Annotated in this window: 13 protein-coding genes; 8 read left to right on the top strand and 5 right to left on the bottom strand. The window is 58.8% G+C overall.

The genetic code is table 11. From position 1 onward, the window contains the following. Nucleotides 1-66: 66 nt before the first annotated feature. Nucleotides 67-1,377, top strand: coding sequence for a voltage-gated ClC-type chloride channel ClcB (gene clcB, locus LLF79_RS14285; protein WP_071580350.1), 1,311 nt, complete (start codon nt 67-69; stop codon nt 1,375-1,377). Here the strand turns inward: clcB and bioD are convergent. The 3 genes from bioD to LLF79_RS14270 form a co-directional block, all read right to left on the bottom strand. Beyond that, the gene (gene bioD, locus LLF79_RS14280) at nt 1,312-2,007 is read right to left on the bottom strand and encodes a dethiobiotin synthase (RefSeq protein ID WP_008502446.1); all 696 of its coding nucleotides are present in this window, start codon (nt 2,005-2,007) and stop codon (nt 1,312-1,314) included. The genes clcB and bioD overlap by 66 nt on opposite strands. Before the next feature lie 130 nt (nt 2,008-2,137). After that, nucleotides 2,138-3,358, bottom strand: a complete 1,221-nt coding sequence (gene mlc / locus LLF79_RS14275) for a sugar metabolism global transcriptional regulator Mlc (RefSeq protein ID WP_059365155.1) — start codon at nt 3,356-3,358, stop codon at nt 2,138-2,140. A gap of 94 nt (nt 3,359-3,452) precedes the next feature. Further along, the gene (locus tag LLF79_RS14270; RefSeq protein WP_063435706.1) at nt 3,453-4,385 is read right to left on the bottom strand and encodes a LysR family transcriptional regulator; all 933 of its coding nucleotides are present in this window, start codon (nt 4,383-4,385) and stop codon (nt 3,453-3,455) included. Between the two features lie 121 nt (nt 4,386-4,506). Here LLF79_RS14270 and LLF79_RS14265 point away from each other — a divergent pair, with 121 nt between their 5' ends. Beyond that, entirely contained in the window at nt 4,507-5,760 is a 1,254-nt protein-coding gene (locus LLF79_RS14265) for an MFS transporter (protein ID WP_039266230.1), read from the top strand. A gap of 64 nt (nt 5,761-5,824) precedes the next feature. Here the strand turns inward: LLF79_RS14265 and LLF79_RS14260 are convergent, their stop codons facing one another. Together LLF79_RS14260 and LLF79_RS14255 are read right to left on the bottom strand one after the other, a co-directional pair. Then, on the bottom strand, nt 5,825-7,216 hold the full coding sequence (locus tag LLF79_RS14260) for an APC family permease (RefSeq protein ID WP_023292582.1): 1,392 nt from the start codon (nt 7,214-7,216) through the stop codon (nt 5,825-5,827). A 356-nt stretch (nt 7,217-7,572) separates the two neighbouring features. Beyond that, nucleotides 7,573-8,991 (bottom strand): glutamine synthetase family protein, encoded by a 1,419-nt coding sequence (locus tag LLF79_RS14255; protein WP_008502452.1) that lies wholly within the window; start codon nt 8,989-8,991, stop codon nt 7,573-7,575. Between the two features lie 214 nt (nt 8,992-9,205). On the opposite strand from LLF79_RS14255, the gene puuD reads away from it, so the two are divergent. The 6 genes from puuD (at nt 9,206) to LLF79_RS14225 (ending at nt 16,416) form a co-directional block, all read left to right on the top strand. Continuing rightward, the gene (gene puuD, locus LLF79_RS14250; protein ID WP_023292584.1) at nt 9,206-9,970 is read left to right on the top strand and encodes a gamma-glutamyl-gamma-aminobutyrate hydrolase; all 765 of its coding nucleotides are present in this window, start codon (nt 9,206-9,208) and stop codon (nt 9,968-9,970) included. Nucleotides 9,971-9,995: 25 nt separating this feature from the next. Continuing rightward, complete coding sequence (puuR, locus tag LLF79_RS14245) at nt 9,996-10,553, top strand: HTH-type transcriptional regulator PuuR (RefSeq protein WP_008502454.1); 558 nt, start codon at nt 9,996-9,998, stop codon at nt 10,551-10,553. A gap of 157 nt (nt 10,554-10,710) precedes the next feature. Next, complete coding sequence (gene puuC, locus LLF79_RS14240; protein ID WP_227879716.1) at nt 10,711-12,204, top strand: aldehyde dehydrogenase PuuC; 1,494 nt, start codon at nt 10,711-10,713, stop codon at nt 12,202-12,204. After that, nucleotides 12,201-13,481, top strand: coding sequence for an FAD-binding oxidoreductase (locus tag LLF79_RS14235; RefSeq protein WP_025911468.1), 1,281 nt, complete (start codon nt 12,201-12,203; stop codon nt 13,479-13,481). The genes puuC and LLF79_RS14235 overlap by 4 nt, the downstream gene beginning before the upstream one ends. A gap of 25 nt (nt 13,482-13,506) precedes the next feature. After that, nucleotides 13,507-14,778 (top strand): 4-aminobutyrate transaminase, encoded by a 1,272-nt coding sequence (gene puuE / locus LLF79_RS14230; protein WP_227879712.1) that lies wholly within the window; start codon nt 13,507-13,509, stop codon nt 14,776-14,778. A gap of 150 nt (nt 14,779-14,928) precedes the next feature. Beyond that, the gene (locus tag LLF79_RS14225) at nt 14,929-16,416 is read left to right on the top strand and encodes a carboxypeptidase M32 (protein ID WP_227879710.1); all 1,488 of its coding nucleotides are present in this window, start codon (nt 14,929-14,931) and stop codon (nt 16,414-16,416) included. The last annotated feature ends 74 nt before the right edge of the window (nt 16,417-16,490 follow it).

Genomic DNA, 16,490 nt, shown 5'->3' with positions numbered 1-16,490 from the left:
CATACCTTTTGCTAACCCCGCGATTTCCCGCCACAATATTGTATCTTTCCCGTTTACTCGCGACCCATGCAACGTCTTCATACGTACCCCGACATCCGCGCGATGTTTCGTCGACTGCTGATTGCTACCGTCACCGGCGTGCTGGCCGCGCTGGCCGTGGCGGTGTTCCGCCACAGCATGTATCTGCTGGAGTGGCTGCTTCTCAGCAACGACAGCGGCAGCCTGGTGAATGCCGCCTCGTCGCTCTCACCCTGGCGGCGCGCGCTGACGCCCGCGCTGGGCGGGCTGGCTGCGGGACTGTTACTATGGGGATGGCAACGGCTGACCGCCCAGCGGCCTCATGCCCCCACCGATTATATGGAAGCGCTGGAGACCGGCGACGGTCAGTTTGATTACGGCGCCAGCCTGGTGAAATCCCTTGCCTCGCTGCTGGTCGTGGCAAGCGGAAGCGCCATCGGGCGTGAAGGGGCGATGATCCTGCTTGCCGCCCTCGCCGCCTCCTTTTTTGCCCGGCGCTTTACGCCCAAATCCGAATGGAAGTTATGGATCGCCTGCGGCGCCGCGGCCGGGATGGCCAGCGCCTACCATGCTCCGTTAGCCGGAAGCCTGTTCATTGCGGAGATTCTGTTTGGCACCCTGATGCTGGCCTCGCTCGGGCCCGTGGTTATCGCGGCGGTAGTGGCGCTTCTCACCACGCAGCTCCTGGCGCCGGGAACCGGCACGCTCTACGCGGTCCATCTGAGCGGCACACTCACCGCAACTGATTATGCCCTGCTGGCCGCCATGGGGCTGCTGGCGGGTCTCTGCGGACCGCTGCTGATGTGGCTGATGGCGTTCAGCCACGGGCTATTCCTGCGCCTTAAGCTTTCGCCCCCGTGGCAGCTGGCGCTCGGCGGTGCGATCGTCGGGCTACTGTCTCTTCTGACGCCGAAGGTGTGGGGGAACGGCTACAGCGTGGTGCAGGCTTTTCTGCTCGCCCCACCGCTGCTGTCGATCGTTGCAGGCGTCTTTATCTGTAAACTACTGGCGGTACTGGCGAGCAGCGGTTCGGGCGCGCCGGGCGGGGTGTTCACGCCCACGCTGTTTGTCGGCATGGCGACAGGGATGCTGTTTGCACAGCTTTTCGCGCTGTGGCTGCCGGGCGCTGAGACGGCGATTCTGCTTGGGCTGGCGGGGATGGCGACGCTACTCGCCGCGACCACGCATGCGCCCATTATGTCGGCGCTGATGGTCTGTGAAATGACCGGGCAATATTTTTTACTGCCCGGTTTGCTGGTCGCCTGCGTGCTGGCGTCCGTGCTGTCGCGGACGTTACGCCACGACTCGATCTACGGTCAACACGCCACTGAGGGCAGAGAGATCGATGTATTGCGCTAGCTCGCGCTGCTCGGCGCGAGGCAGATAAGGCAGTTCGCCCACCAGTGGTCCGGGTAGTTTGGTGCTCAGCACGTCGATGATCTCCGCATAGTGCGCCAGACCAGGGTTGATGCGGTTGGCCACCCAGCCAACCAGCGGCAGGCCGTCATTGGCAATCGCCTGCGCCGTCAGCAGCGCATGGTTGATGCACCCTTCCTGGATCCCCACCACCATCACCACCGGAAGCTGTTCCTGCACCACCCATTCCGACAGCGGGCGCAGATCGTTCATCAGGCTGCGCCAGCCGCCCGTGCCTTCCACCACCACGTGATCGACCTTCTCGCACAGGCTCGCCAGACCGTTGGACAGCAGAGGGTAATTAATCAGGCCGCTGTGCGCCACGCTGCTCTCCTCTTCGCTTAACGCAATAGGATTGATCGCGTGATAAGGCAGTTCCAGTGACGAGACGCTTTGCAGTACCAGGGCGTCTTTATTACGCAATCCCTCTGGCGTCTCTTTACTCCCTTTTGCGACCGGTTTGTACCCTGCCACGCGTTTACCGCTTGCTGCCAGCGCCTGCAGCAATGCGCGGGATACAACGGTCTTGCCGACAGAGGTATCTGTACCAGTAACAAAGAAACGCTTAAGCATGACTCACTCCACCTCTTGGGTATGCTTCGAAAATATAAACCAGGTAAATAATTCAGTGGAGGAAGTCTACGGGATGCGTGCGCTACCCGGCTTGAGATAGCGCAATTTTTCTTACATCTGCAAAAAAGAGTTAACCCTGTAACAGGCGGATCAACAGCGAGCCGTTATACATGGCATCTTTGACCAGCGCGGCGCCGGCCATCGTGCCCTGATTGGAAAACTGGGTACTTTCTACCGCAATGTTCCGGCTGTAGGCGGGAAGTGACTGCTGCTGAATACAGGCCGTAATCGCCGGGAAGAGGATCTCCGCCGCCTGGCTCAGCGGTGAGCCAATAAGGATTTTTTGCGGGTTGAAGAGGTTCACCATAATCGCCAGAATGCGGCCAACGTTATTCCCCACCCCGGTAATGATGTCCTTCGCCAGCAGATCGCCCTGACGCGCCGCGGCGCAGAGAGAATCCACCGTGAGGGGTTGTCCGTGCAGCGATGAGCTCATGGACTGACTGAGCCTGACCTGCGCCAGCTCCAGCACGCTTTCCACGCTGGCAATGGTCTCCAGACAGCCGTGGTTACCGCAGTAGCAGCGCTTACCGTATGGGTCGACCTGGGTATGGCCAATTTCCACCAGACTGCTGCTTCCGGCGTGGAGAAGACGTCCGTCGGTAATGACGCCTGCCCCGACGTTATGATCGATAACCACCTGAATCACATCCCTCGCCCCGCGTGACGCGCCGAACAGCGCCTCCGCCATGGTCCAGGCGCTGATGTCATGCTGAATATAGACCGGCACGCCGGTATGGTTTTTCAGCACTTCGCCCAGCGGCATCTCTTTAACATCGTCGTAAAACGGCATGCGGTGAACAATGCCATTTTCGGTATCAATAATCCCCGGCATGGTGATGGCAATGGCCGTTAAGCGTTCAAGCTTCTGCTGGTGACGAATAAAGAAGCGATCGATATGCGAAACAATCGCGTCGAGGAGCGGTTCCCCGGCGTTGAGCGGCAGATCAAGACGGTCTTCCACCACCAGCTTGCTGCTGAGATCGCGCAGCGCAAGGAAGATCTCCCCCCGGCTGATGCGCAGCGACAGGTAGTGCCAGGCTTCCGTCTCCACCACCAGCCCGACTGCCGGACGACCACGGCTGCCCGGCTCCTGAATTTCCGTCTCCTGAACCAGGTGCGCTTCCAGCATCTCGCGGACAATCTTGGTAATACTGGCGGGTGCCAGCTGTGCCAGGCGCGAAAGATCGATACGCGAAACCGGACCAAGCTGATCAATCAGGCGATACACCGCGCCAGCGTTGGTCTGCTTAATCTGATCAATATGCCCTGGCTGACTATCAGCGACCACCTCGTACTCCCTTATTTTCGAGCTTCGAAATAAACTGTTGGCTATGGTGAAGCACTTGCAGGGCTGCCGTCAAATATTTACTTAGCCATGTGATTTACTGCACATTTTTGCCCACTTTTCCCTGAAAATGCCGCCCGGCGGAGGCGTTCATCAACTGCTGTTTGAAGCGCTGTGCGGCATGGCTCTGTTCGCGATGTTTTGCCCAGACCAGCCACATCTCTGAAACGGCATCCTCTTCGGCGATGGTCACCCAGCGCATTTCGCGCAGTTGTACCCGTTTAAAGGAGGCCGGAAGAATAGACACCCCCAGCCCGGCGGCGACCAGGCCGATAATGGTCATCGCTTCCCCGACTTCCTGGGTGATGACCGGGGCAAGATCGTAGCGGCGCATCAGCCCCAGGATATCGTCATACAGACCCGTTCCGACCTGCGGGTCAAAAAAGACAAACGGCTCGTTTGCCAGCTCTGCCAGCGAAATCGCCGGACGCGACGCCAGCGGGTGATCGTGCGGGATCATGGCCATCAGCGGCTCGCGCAGGATCACCTCCCACGCCAGCGAGTCCGGCAGCTGGGTATTACGCATCAGCCCCAGATCCAGCGAACCTTCATTGAGCGGCGCGATCTGCTCGCGGGTGTTGATCTCGCGCGTTTGAATATGCACATCCGGGAAATGGCGACGGAATGACGACAGGGTTTCCGAGACGGCGCTGATAAACGGTGCCGACGAGGTAAACCCGATGCGCAACTCTCCGGCCTCCCCGAGATAGAGCCGTTCTGCCCGGGCGGCGGCGTCCTCGACCATGCTCAGAATTTGTCGGCTGTCGATGAGAAACTGCTTACCCGCCGCCGTCAGGCTTACGCTGCGGTTGGTGCGGGCCAGAAGGCGCGCCCCGACCTGCTGCTCCAGGATCTGAATCTGCTGGCTTAAGGGGGGCTGAGAGATGTTCAGCCGCGCCGCCGCTCGGCCAAAATGCAGCTCTTCGGCGACAGCGACAAAGTAGCGGAGATGACGCAGCTCGATATTCATATTTCTAAAGTATCATTTGAGATTATTAATATATTAGACAGAATATTTACATTTTCCTACCCTTATCAGGTGGTCATACCCGTCACCAGAAATCACGGGGATGTTTAAGCAAGGAAACTGTGTGAGTCGTACAACTGCCATTGATATCGATCCGGCGAGCGATATCGATGATTTACCTGCAACATCGCAGCCGGTTCAGTTCATTAAACGTGGTACCCCCCAATTTATGCGCGTCACGCTGGCGCTCTTCTCCGCCGGTCTGGCGACCTTCGCCCTGCTCTATTGCGTTCAGCCGATCCTGCCCGTGCTCTCCCATGAGTTTGGCGTTTCACCCGCCAGCAGCAGCGTATCCCTCTCTATTTCAACCGGTATGCTGGCGGTTGGCCTGCTCTTTACCGGGCCGCTCTCTGACGCCATCGGCCGTAAACAGGTGATGGTAACCGCGCTGATGCTGGCCTCGGTTTGTACGCTACTCTCGACCATGATGACCAGCTGGCACGGCATCCTGGTGATGCGCGCGCTGATCGGGCTCTCGCTCAGCGGCGTGGCGGCGGTCGGGATGACCTACCTCAGCGAGGAGATCCACCCGAGCTTTGTTGCCTTCTCTATGGGGCTATACATCAGCGGGAACTCGATTGGCGGGATGAGCGGACGTCTGCTGAGCGGGGTATTCACGGACTTCTTTAGCTGGCGTATTGCGCTGGCGGTCATCGGCTGTTTCGCGCTGGCGTCTGCCCTGATGTTCTGGAAAATTCTGCCGGAATCGCGTCATTTCCGCCCGACATCGCTGCGCCCGAAAACGCTGTTTATCAACTTCCGCCTGCACTGGCGCGACAAGGGGCTGCCGCGCCTGTTCCTGACCGGCTTCCTGCTGATGGGCGCCTTCGTCACGCTGTTTAACTATATTGGCTATCGCCTGATGCTCTCGCCGTGGCATCTGAACCAGGCTATTGTCGGTTTACTCTCGGTGGCTTATTTGACCGGTACGTGGAGTTCACCGAAGGCCGGGGCAATGACCGCCCGCTATGGCCGCGGCCCGGTCATGCTGTTCTTCACATCGGTGATGCTGGTCGGCCTGCTGCTGACGCTCTTCTCCTCCCTGTGGCTGATTTTTGCCGGCATGCTGCTCTTCTCGGCAGGGTTCTTCGCCGCCCACTCGGTCGCCAGCAGCTGGATAGGCCCACGCGCGCGTCGCGCCAAAGGTCAGGCATCGTCTCTTTATCTGTTTAGCTATTACCTGGGGTCCAGCATCGCCGGGACGCTCGGCGGCGTGTTCTGGCATCACTACGGCTGGAACGGCGTGGGCGGGTTTATCGCGCTAATGCTCTGTGCCGCACTGCTGGTGGGCGCAAGTCTTCATAAACGTCTGAGATAATATGCTCGCGGGCGGACGTCCGTTTCCCGAAAAACGGCACCAGCGTACTGGTGCCGTTTTTCGTTCAGGAATCCCAGGCCTGTTCTATCTTACCGGCTTCAAACTGCGGAGGCGGTTTTCGGAAACGGCGCGTGAGCCATGTCAGGTAAAGGATCCCCAGCGCCGCCCAGATGAGGCCAAGCGTCAGGGACGTCGCTTCGAGGTTTATCCACAGCACGCCGACCGTGACGGCACCAATGAGCGGCAGCAGGAGATAGTGGAACCGATCTTTCCACGTTTTGTTCATCCCCTTACGCCGCCAGAAATGGTTGTACACCGAGAGATTAACAAACGTAAACGCCACCAGCGCGCCAAAGTTGATCAGCGCCGTCGCGGTCACGAGATCGAAGTACAGGGCCGACAGCGCCACTATCCCAACCATAATGACGTTCAGGGCTGGCGTACGCCATTTCGGATGCACGTAGCCAAACACCCGCTCCGGAAACACGTTGTCACGCCCCATCACATACAGTAAGCGAGAGACGCTGGCGTGCGAGGCCAGGCCTGAAGCGAGCGTATTCACAAACGTGGTACACAGAAACACCGACTGGAAGAGCTTGCCGCCCACGTACAGCGCGATTTCCGGCAGCGCAGCGTCCGGGTTTTTGAAGCGCGCGATCGTCGGGAAAAAGAGCTGCATGAAAAACGAGGCAACAATAAATATCAGCCCGCCATACAGAGCGGTGAGGAAGATGGCTTTGGGAATCACACGCGCCGCGTTTGGCGTCTCTTCCGATAGCGTGGTGACCGCGTCAAAGCCGAGGAAAGAGAAGCAGACGATAGTCGCGCCGGTAATAATCGGAATCAGGTGTGCGTTCTCGCTGATAAACGGCTGGAGCGACCAGACGGTGCCGACGCCCTCTCCCTTATGCAGACCGTGCACCACCAGTATGACAAACACCACCATGATGGCGATCTGCACCAGCACAAACAGGGTGTTAAAGTTGGCGACCAGATTCACACTCTTCAGGTTCGCCAGCGTCAGGATCGTCACAAACCCCACCACCCAGACCCACGGCGGGACTTCGGGGAACAGCGCGGAAAGGTAGATCTTCGCCAGCAGCACGTTGATCATCGGCAGGAAGAGATAATCCAGCAGCGATGACCAGCCGACCATAAAGCCTAAATGGGGGCCGATCGATTTCTGCGTGTAGGTGTACGCAGAGCCCGCTTCCGGGAACTGTCGTACCAGTTTGCCGTAGCTGATGGCGGTAAACATGACGCCAGCCAGCGCCAGGAGATACGAGGCGGGCACGTGGCCGTTGCTGATACCGGACACAATGCCGAAGGTATCAAACACGGTCATGGGGGTGAGATAAGCCAGCCCCATCATGACCACCTGCCAGAGCTTGAGGGAACTGCGCAGCCGGGTTCTGCCGGCCATGCGCGGCGAGTCAAGAGAGGTGTTAGTCGCCATAAACCGTCCCCCCCATGCTTACCGTGGTTTGCAATCGCGCTGTCCTTAACGCAAACCTGCTTAGCAAAGGGGGAAGTTGTAAAGAACACACGCGATCGTACCAGCGCACCGTCTCTGGCTCGCACTCACAGCAGGCGCCTGACTGGCCCCCTTCGCCCTGCGGATAGTTGAACATCTGCATCATTTCCTACCTCGTCACACAGTGTCGTTAAGAAAATCCCTGTGCCGCCTGCGCTCCATAACGCGACTCCCGGGAGAAAGCTGGCGTGCCAGCGAACAGTTAGGCCAGGCTCCGCGCAGGCCGTTTGGTGATACGTGTCAGATGAAACAAAGCGGCCCCTTACCGGGGCACGTCATCAGGCGTTTTTCAGCATCCACTCAATTTCCGTTTCGGTAATCAGGCGTTCAAACTGCAGTAATTCATCGTTTTTGCAGGCGTGATAGACGTGGCAGAAACGTTCGCCCAGCCGCTCGCGAAGGCTATCGTTTTGCATAAATTCCCACAGCGCATCGCTCTGACGAATCGGGAACGGCAGTCCGTCCTGCTCCAGACCGTTGCCTTCCACTTCTTCCTGCAGGGGTAAATCGTTATCCAGCCCATGTAAAATGCCGGCAAAAATCGCCGCCATCACCAGATACGGATTCGCGTCAGCGCCCGCCACCCGGTACTCGACCCGATGGTTATGGCGATCGCCGCAGGGGATACGCAGGGCAACGGTGCGATTATTGTGTCCCCATGACGCCTGCGTCGGCACGTACATCCCCGGCTGGAAACGGCGGTAGGAGTTGACGTTCGGTGCCAGCAGCGCCATGGACGCAGGCATCAGGTCGATCATCCCGGCCAGCGCGCGTTTCAGCAGCGCGGAATCCTCGCCGTTGGCGTCTGCGAGCACGTTTTCGCCTCGGTTGTTTTGCATGCTGATGTGGATATGCATCCCGCTGCCCGCATGTTCTTCATACGGCTTTGCCATAAACGTGGCGTGCATCTTATGTTTTTCCGCCATCTGCCTGACGAGACGTTTAAGCGCCAGCGCATCATCGCAGGCGTCGAGCACGTTTTCCGTATGGTGCAGGTTTATCTCAAACTGGCCCGGGGAGGCCTCAGCCACTGCCCCGTCGGCGGGGATCAGCTGCAGCTGCGCCAGTTCGTCAATGTCGTTCAGCACGTCAGCAAAATGGTTAAGATTATCAACCGAGTAGACCTGACTCTGCGTGTTACGCACGTCGGTCCCCGGCGCGCAGGGTGGCTGCAGATAGCCGTCGGCATCGCGTTTACGGTCAAGTAAATAGAACTCCAGCTCTACCGCTACCACGGGGAACAGGCCGCGCTGGCGCAGCTGCTGCCAGAGTCGGTTGAGTACGTTCCGCGGCTCAACGTCAAAGGGAGCGCCATCTTCATCGACCATGGTGAGCTGCACCTGACCAATGTATTCCGGGTCGGCGGCGGACGGCGTCAGGGTGCCCGGCACCGGCACGCAGATACAGTCCGGCTCGCCGAGCTCCTGCCCCAGACCCGCCTCTTCCACGACGTTACCTAAAATGTCCATGGCGAAAACCGATGCCGGGAAATAGCAGCCTTTTTCAAGCTTGCTCAGTCCGGCAACCGGGATGCGCTTGCCGCGAAAACAGCCGTTCAGGTCGGTCAGGAGGACATCAATAAACTGGGTGTCAGGATACTTTTCTAAATAGCGCTTCACTTCCTGCGTAAAGGCGCTGCCCCGCCTCTCATCCGTGTGCTGCACAAAGTTCTCAACTTCTACGATATTGGTTTCCATGATTTACCACCGTTTTTGGGATTTGCGTTCGCTGCTCTGGACTGTCAAATATAATGTCCACCCTATCGAATCTGTATGCAAATAAATTGTTTGTCAAATGTTAAATTAAGTTTGCAAAAGGCAGATCCCGTTGCTAGATTGAGAAAATATTGAACGAAAAGGCCGTTTGTCAGGCGAAAATGGCCTAAATTTAGTCCACTTTGTGAGGGCGATCATGGAAAATATAATGAACAAGCCAGTTATTGGCGTGGTGATGTGTAGAAACAGGCTTAAGGGTCATGAGACCCAGACCCTGCAAGAAAAGTACCTGAATGCCATTATTAACGCGGGGGGTTTACCAATTGCCTTACCGCATGCGCTGGCAGAGCCAGAGCTGCTCACCGCTCTGCTGCCAACGCTTGACGGAATTTACCTGCCGGGCAGCCCAAGTAACGTGCAGCCGCACCTTTATGGTGAAAACGGCGATGAGCCTGACGCCGATCCCGGGCGAGATCTTCTGAGTATGGCGCTGATTGCCGCCGCGCTCGAAAGGCGCATCCCCATTTTCGCCATCTGCCGGGGGCTGCAGGAACTCGTTGTTGCAACGGGGGGGACGCTGTATCGCCGCCTGTTCGAGCAGAACGACCTGCTCGAGCACCGGGAAGATCCTGAACTGCCGGTTGAGCTACAATACGCCCCGTCTCATGAAGTTCAGGTTCAGGAGGGAGGACTGCTGTCTCAATTAATACCAGGCTGTAACACATTTTGGGTAAACTCGTTACACGGGCAAGGTGCACGGACGTTAGGACCACGGCTTCGCGTGGAAGCCCGCTCGACGGATGGGCTGGTCGAGGCGGTCAGCGTTCATGACCACCCTTTTGCCCTCGGCGTGCAATGGCACCCCGAATGGAACAGCAGCGAGTACGCCCTGTCCCGTATGTTGTTTGAAGGTTTTATCACCGCCTGTCAAAGCCACATTGCCGAGAAGCAACGGCTTTGACCACTACCGTAAAGGAAATGCAACTATGAGCGATGACGGACTGGCGCCAGGGAAACGTCTGTCTGAGATCCGCCAGCAGCTGGGTCTCTCGCAGCGGCGTGCCGCCGAACTGTCTGGGTTAACACACAGTGCCATCAGCACCATTGAGCAGGACAAAGTCAGTCCTGCTATCAGTACGCTGCAAAAGCTGCTGAAAGTTTATGGGCTGTCGCTCTCGGAATTCTTTTCGGAACCGGAAAAACCTGATGAACCGCAGGTGGTTATTAATCAGGAAGACCTTATCGAAATAGGCAGTCAGGGGGTTTCGATGAAGCTGGTTCATAACGGAAATCCGAACCGTACGCTGGCGATGATTTTTGAAACTTACCAGCCTGGAACCACGACCGGAGAGAGGATCAAACACCAGGGTGAGGAGATCGGTACGATACTGGAAGGTGAAATATTGCTGACGATTAATGGCCAGCAATATCACCTGGTTGCGGGGCAAAGCTATGCCATCAATACCGGCATACCGCACAGCTTCAGCAACACCTCGGCAGGCATCTGCCGCATTATCAGTGCCCACACCCCTACCACGTTCTAATTACCACTCAGTCCCGGCGTAAGCGCGCTTACGCCGGGAAATATAAAAACGATCGCTGTCGGCATTTAACGGGTTAATTCCCGGGATGCCCCACGGCTTCGTATTGCCTGAAACGGCCATGCCTTTATTTATCTGATTGCGAAAGAAAGGAGTGAATATGCATTTTCAGCACCTGACTTACTGGCAGGATAAAGCAAAAAACAGCGCCATTGAGACCCGGTTATTTATTAACGGTGCCTATTGTGACGCCGCCGATAACACCACGTTTGACACCGTCAATCCCGCGACCCAGCAGACGCTGGCGAACGTCGCACGGGGCAAGCAGGCGGACGTGGACCGCGCGGTTCAGGCCGCGCGTGCGGTATTTGAGCGCGGTGACTGGTCGCAGGCGTCTCCGGCGCAGCGCAAGGCCGTGCTCAATACGCTCGCCGATTTGATGGAACGCCATAGCGAAGAGCTGGCCTTACTGGAAACGCTGGACACCGGTAAACCCATCCGCCACAGCCTGCGCGACGATATTCCCGGCGCGGCGCGCGCTATTCGCTGGTACGCCGAAGCGGCGGATAAAGTCTACGGCGAAGTGGCGCCTACGGGGCCGGGCGAGCTGGCGATGATCGTGCGCGAGCCCATCGGAGTTGTCGCGGCCATCGTCCCCTGGAACTTCCCGCTGCTGCTGGCCTGCTGGAAGCTGGGCCCGGCGCTGATCGCGGGCAACAGCGTGGTATTGAAACCATCGGAGAAATCACCGCTCACCGCCCTGCGGCTGGCCGGACTGGCGAAAGAGGCGGGCCTGCCTGACGGCGTGCTGAACGTGATAAGCGGTTACGGCCACGAAGCGGGCCAGGCGCTGGCACTGCACCCGGAGGTCGAGGTGCTGACGTTTACCGGCTCTACCCGTACCGGCAAGCAGCTGTTGAAGGACGCGGGAGAAAGCAACATGAAGCGCGTCTGGCTGGAGGCGGGCGGCAAAAGCGCCAACATTATCTTTGCCGACTGTCCGGACCTGGACAAGGCCGTGAGCGCGACCGCCGCCGGGATTTTTTATAACCAGGGGCAAGTCTGTATCGCCGGCACCCGCCTGCTGCTCGAAGAGAGCATCGCCGATGAATTCCTGACAAAGCTGAAAGCGCAGGCCCGCCACTGGCAGCCGGGCGATCCGCTCGACCCTGACAGCACGATGGGCACGCTCATCGACGCCGCGCACGCCGATACCGTTCACACGTTTATTCGCGAGGGAACCCGGAAAGGTACGCTGCTGCTGGACGGGCGGGAACAATCATGGCCTTCCGCAGTCGGTCCAACCATTTTCGTCGACATCGACCCTGCCTCCCCGCTGTGCCGGGAAGAGATTTTCGGGCCGGTGCTGGTCGTCACCCGTTTTAAAACCGAAGAGGAAGCCTTAACGCTGGCCAACGACAGTGAATATGGGCTTGGCGCGGCGGTATGGACCCGCGATCTCTCGCGCGCGCACCGCATGAGCCGCCGCCTGAAAGCCGGCTCGGTCTTCGTCAATAACTATAACGACGGTGATATGACCGTCCCCTTTGGCGGCTATAAGCAGAGCGGCAACGGTCGCGATAAGTCCCTGCACGCGCTGGAAAAATTTACCGAACTGAAAACCATCTGGATTGCCCTGGAGCCTCAATCATGACCGAACATACCACCAGCTACTACGCGGCCAGCGCGAACGCTTACGAACCCTTCCCGACGCTTAACGAGTCGATCAGCTGTGACGTGTGCGTGGTGGGCGGCGGCTATACCGGCCTCTCCTCCGCGCTGCATCTCGCCGAAATGGGCTACGACGTGGTGCTCCTTGAAGGCGCGCGCATCGGCTTCGGCGCCAGCGGACGCAACGGCGGCCAGCTGGTTAACTCCTACAGCCGCGACATCGACGTGATTGAGAAAAACTACGGCCCCGATGCTGCCAGAGCCCTCGGGAGCATGATGTTTGAAGGCGGGGAGATCATCCGGGAGCGTATCCAGCGCTATCAGATCCAGTGCGACTATCGTCCCGGCGGGCTGTTTGTGGCGCTAAACCATAAGCAGCTGGAGACGCTGGAGGAGCAAAAGGCCAACTGGGAACGCTACGGCAACACGCAGCTGGAGCTGCTGGACGCCAGCGCCATCCGCCGGGAAGTCGACAGCGAACGCTATACCGGCGCGCTGCTGGACCGCAGCGGGGGGCACATTCATCCGCTGAACCTGGCGATCGGCGAAGCGGACGCCATTCGCCTGAACGGTGGGCGGGTGTATGAACAGTCCCCGGTGACTGCCATTCAGCACACCAGCCCGGCCGTAGTGAGCACGCAGCATGGTCAGGTGACGGCCCGCTACGTGATCGTCGCCGGGAATGCCTATCTGGGCGATAAGATCGAACCGGAGCTGGCAAAACGCAGCATGCCCTGCGGCACCCAGGTGGTGACCACCGCCCCGCTGCCGGAAGAGCTCGCCCGCACGCTGATCCCCAATAACTACTGCGTGGAAGATTGTAACTACCTGCTGGATTACTACCGTCTCACCGCCGACAACCGCCTGCTGTACGGCGGTGGCGTCGTGTATGGCGCGCGCGATCCGGACGATGTCGAGCGCCTGGTGATGCCAAAGCTGCTCAAAACCTTCCCTCAGCTGGCAGGCGTCAAAATCGACTACCGCTGGACGGGCAACTTCCTGCTGACCCTGTCGCGTATGCCGCAGTTTGGTCGTCTGGATAAAAACATCTATTACATGCAGGGCTACAGCGGCCATGGCGTGACCTGCACCCACCTGGCCGGACGGCTGATCTCGGAACTGTTGCGCGGTGACGCTGAGCGCTTTGATGCGTTTGCCAACCTCCCGCACTACCCCTTCCCGGGCGGCCGCAGCCTGCGGATTCCATTTACGGCGATGGGCGCGGCGTACTACAGCCTGCGCGATCGTCTTGGCGTATGATCGTTTCGACAAAAGGGTATCTGACATGAGTAACCAGGAATTTCATCAGCGCAGACTTTCTGCCACCCCGCGCGGCGTTGGCGTAATGTGTAATTTCTTTGCCCGCTCGGCGGAGAATGCCACGCTCACCGACGTGGAAGGCAACGACTATATTGATTTCGCCGCCGGGATCGCGGTACTGAATACCGGCCATCGTCATCCTGAACTGGTGGCCGCAGTGGAAAAACAGCTTCACCAGTTCACCCACACGGCCTACCAGATTGTGCCGTATGAAAGCTACGTTTCATTGGCCGAAAAACTTAACGAGCTGGCCCCGGTGCAAAGCCCGGCCAAAACGGCGTTCTTCACAACGGGCGCGGAAGCGGTGGAAAATGCCATTAAAATCGCCCGGGCCCACACCGGCAGGCCGGGTGTGATTGCCTTCGGGGGAGGCTTTCACGGCCGAACCTATATGACCATGGCCTTAACCGGCAAGGTCGCGCCTTATAAGCTGGGATTTGGCCCCTTCCCGGGGTCGGTTTACCACGTGCCGTATCCCTCCGAGCTGCACGGCATCACGACGCAGGATGCCATCACGGCGATAGAACGCCTGTTCAAAGCAGATATTGAGGCGAAACAGGTGGCGGCGATTATTTTTGAACCCATTCAGGGTGAAGGCGGATTCAACGTCGCCCCGCCAGAGCTGGTGGCCGCCATCCGCCGTATCTGTGATGAGCACGGGATCGTGATGATTGCCGACGAAGTGCAGAGCGGCTTCGCCCGTACGGGGAAACTGTTTGCGATGGAACACTACGCGGACAAACCCGACCTGATGACGATGGCTAAAAGCCTGGCAGGCGGAATGCCGCTGTCCGGCGTGGTGGGCCGCGCCGAAATCATGGACGCGCCGGCTCCCGGCGGCCTGGGGGGCACCTATGCAGGCAACCCGCTTGCCGTGGCCGCCGCGCACGCGGTGCTGAAGATTATCGACAACCAGTCGCTGTGCGCGCGCGCCCGTCAGCTGGGCGATCGGCTGAAAGCCACGCTGGAGGAGATTCAGGGCACCTTCCCCGCGCTCGTGGCGATAAGGGGAAGAGGATCGATGATTGCGGCGGAGTTTTTTGACCCCGAGAGCCGTGAACCGTCAGCCGCTATCGCGCAGGCGATCCAGCAAAAGGCGCTCGCCCAGGGCCTGCTGTTATTGATCTGCGGCCAGTACGGCAACGTGATCCGCTTCCTTTATCCGCTGACCATTCCGGACGCCCAGTTCAACCAGGCGCTGGCGATCCTGCAACAGGTTATGCGCGATAAGTCCTGAGTGCCCACCGAAAACCGTCTTCCGGAATGCCGGGGACGGTTTCAACGGAGGAGATCGGCACAGATTTCCTCCGCGTGGGAAATGTTGGGGAATTGGGTCTGTTTCATTGTATGCTCCCTGAAACACATCCCCGGCATGAGGAAATAAGAATTGCAAAAAATATCAGCCTATCAGTCACTTGTGAAAACCTTCCAGCGTCTCTCCCGCTTCTCGCACCTTACCTCCATCGCCAGCTGGGACATGTTCACCATGATGCCGCCCGGCGGCAGCGCCGCGCGCGGCGAGGCGCTGGCGGAGATGAGCGTCCTGCAGCACCAGATCCTGACCGATAAAAAAGTCGGCGACCTGTTAGCGGCGGCGGCAGGTGAAGATCTGAATGACGTCGAACAGGCCAACCTGCGCGAAATGACGCGCCACTACCAGCAGGCAACCCTGCTGCCGGAATCGCTGGTGGAAGCCAAATCCCTGGCGGGCAGCAGGTGCGAGCACGCCTGGCGCACGCAGCGTCCCGCTAACGACTGGCAGGGTTTTTCCGCCAACCTGAAAGAGGTGGTCAAACTCAGCCGTGAAGAGGCGCGCCTGCGGGCGGAAGCCAAAGGCTGCACACCGTATGACGCGCTGCTGGATATTTTTGAGCCCGACATGACCAGCGCCCGTCTGGACGTTCTGTTCGGCGATATGAAATCCTGGCTGCCGGACCTGCTGGCAAACGTCGTGGAAAAGCAGGCGCAACGTTCGTTTGTTCCTCCTCAGGGCCCGTTCCCGACCGCAACACAGCGCGAACTGGGCCTGGAAGCCATGAAAATGCTCGGCTTCGATTTTAACGGCGGTCGCCTCGACGTGAGTGCGCACCCGTTCTGCGGCGGCGTACCGGAAGACGTGCGCATCACCACGCGCTACGACGAGGATGAACTGCTCAGCGCGCTGTTTGGCGTGATCCACGAAACCGGACACGCGCGCTACGAACAAAACCTGCCGCGCGCGTGGGCAGGACAGCCGATTGCGCTGGCCCGCTCAACCGCGATCCACGAATCCCAGAGCCTGTTCTTTGAGATGCAGCTGGGACGCAGTGAAGCCTTCCTCAACCATCTTCTCCCTGCGGTGCACGCCCGCTTTGGCAGCCAGGCGGCGTTCAGCGAAGAGAATTTTATTGCCTGGAACCAGCGCGTGAAGCCGGGCTATATCCGCGTCGATGCGGACGAAGTGAGCTACCCGGCACACGTGGTGCTGCGCTATGAGATTGAGCGCGCGCTGATCAACGGCGAGATCGAAGTGGACGATATCCCTGCCCTGTGGGACGAGAAAATGCAGGCCTGGCTCGGGTTATCCACCAAAGACAACTACCGCAACGGCTGTATGCAGGATATTCACTGGACCGACGGCGGTTTTGGCTACTTCCCATCCTATACGCTGGGGGCCATGTATGCCGCACAGCTGTTCCACGCCGCGAAAACGGCGCTTCCGGGTCTGCAGGCCTCCATCGCTGAGGGCGATTTTTCCGCACTCTTTGAGTGGCTGCGTCAGAACATCTGGCAGCACGGCAGTCGCTTCAGCACGTCGCAGTTAATCACCCAGGCGACGGGTGAAGATCTGAATATCCGTTACTTCCGCGAGCATCTGACCTCCCGTTATCTTTAATCCCTCTGCCGGAGCCTGCTCCGGCACTCTTCTCACCCTTTTCAATAAGAATATGATTTAGCACATATTGCCAT

Source organism: Enterobacter cloacae complex sp. 2021EL-01169 (assembly GCF_020733125.1).
In the GTDB taxonomy this organism is placed as follows: domain Bacteria; phylum Pseudomonadota; class Gammaproteobacteria; order Enterobacterales; family Enterobacteriaceae; genus Enterobacter; species Enterobacter roggenkampii.
Note: the sequence above shows the minus strand (reverse complement) of the source record. Positions and strands in the feature narration are given on the sequence as shown.

Coding starts and splice junctions, on each gene's coding strand:
- puuC (WP_227879716.1), top strand. CDS start 10,711: ATGCATTTTCAGCACCTGACTTACTGGCAGGATAAAGCAAAAAACAGC.
- LLF79_RS14260 (WP_023292582.1), bottom strand. CDS start 7,216: ATGGCGACTAACACCTCTCTTGACTCGCCGCGCATGGCCGGCAGAACC.
- LLF79_RS14235 (WP_025911468.1), top strand. CDS start 12,201: ATGACCGAACATACCACCAGCTACTACGCGGCCAGCGCGAACGCTTAC.
- puuD (WP_023292584.1), top strand. CDS start 9,206: ATGGAAAATATAATGAACAAGCCAGTTATTGGCGTGGTGATGTGTAGA.
- bioD (WP_008502446.1), bottom strand. CDS start 2,007: ATGCTTAAGCGTTTCTTTGTTACTGGTACAGATACCTCTGTCGGCAAG.
- puuR (WP_008502454.1), top strand. CDS start 9,996: ATGAGCGATGACGGACTGGCGCCAGGGAAACGTCTGTCTGAGATCCGC.
- puuE (WP_227879712.1), top strand. CDS start 13,507: ATGAGTAACCAGGAATTTCATCAGCGCAGACTTTCTGCCACCCCGCGC.
- LLF79_RS14270 (WP_063435706.1), bottom strand. CDS start 4,385: ATGAATATCGAGCTGCGTCATCTCCGCTACTTTGTCGCTGTCGCCGAA.
- clcB (WP_071580350.1), top strand. CDS start 67: ATGCAACGTCTTCATACGTACCCCGACATCCGCGCGATGTTTCGTCGA.
- LLF79_RS14255 (WP_008502452.1), bottom strand. CDS start 8,991: ATGGAAACCAATATCGTAGAAGTTGAGAACTTTGTGCAGCACACGGAT.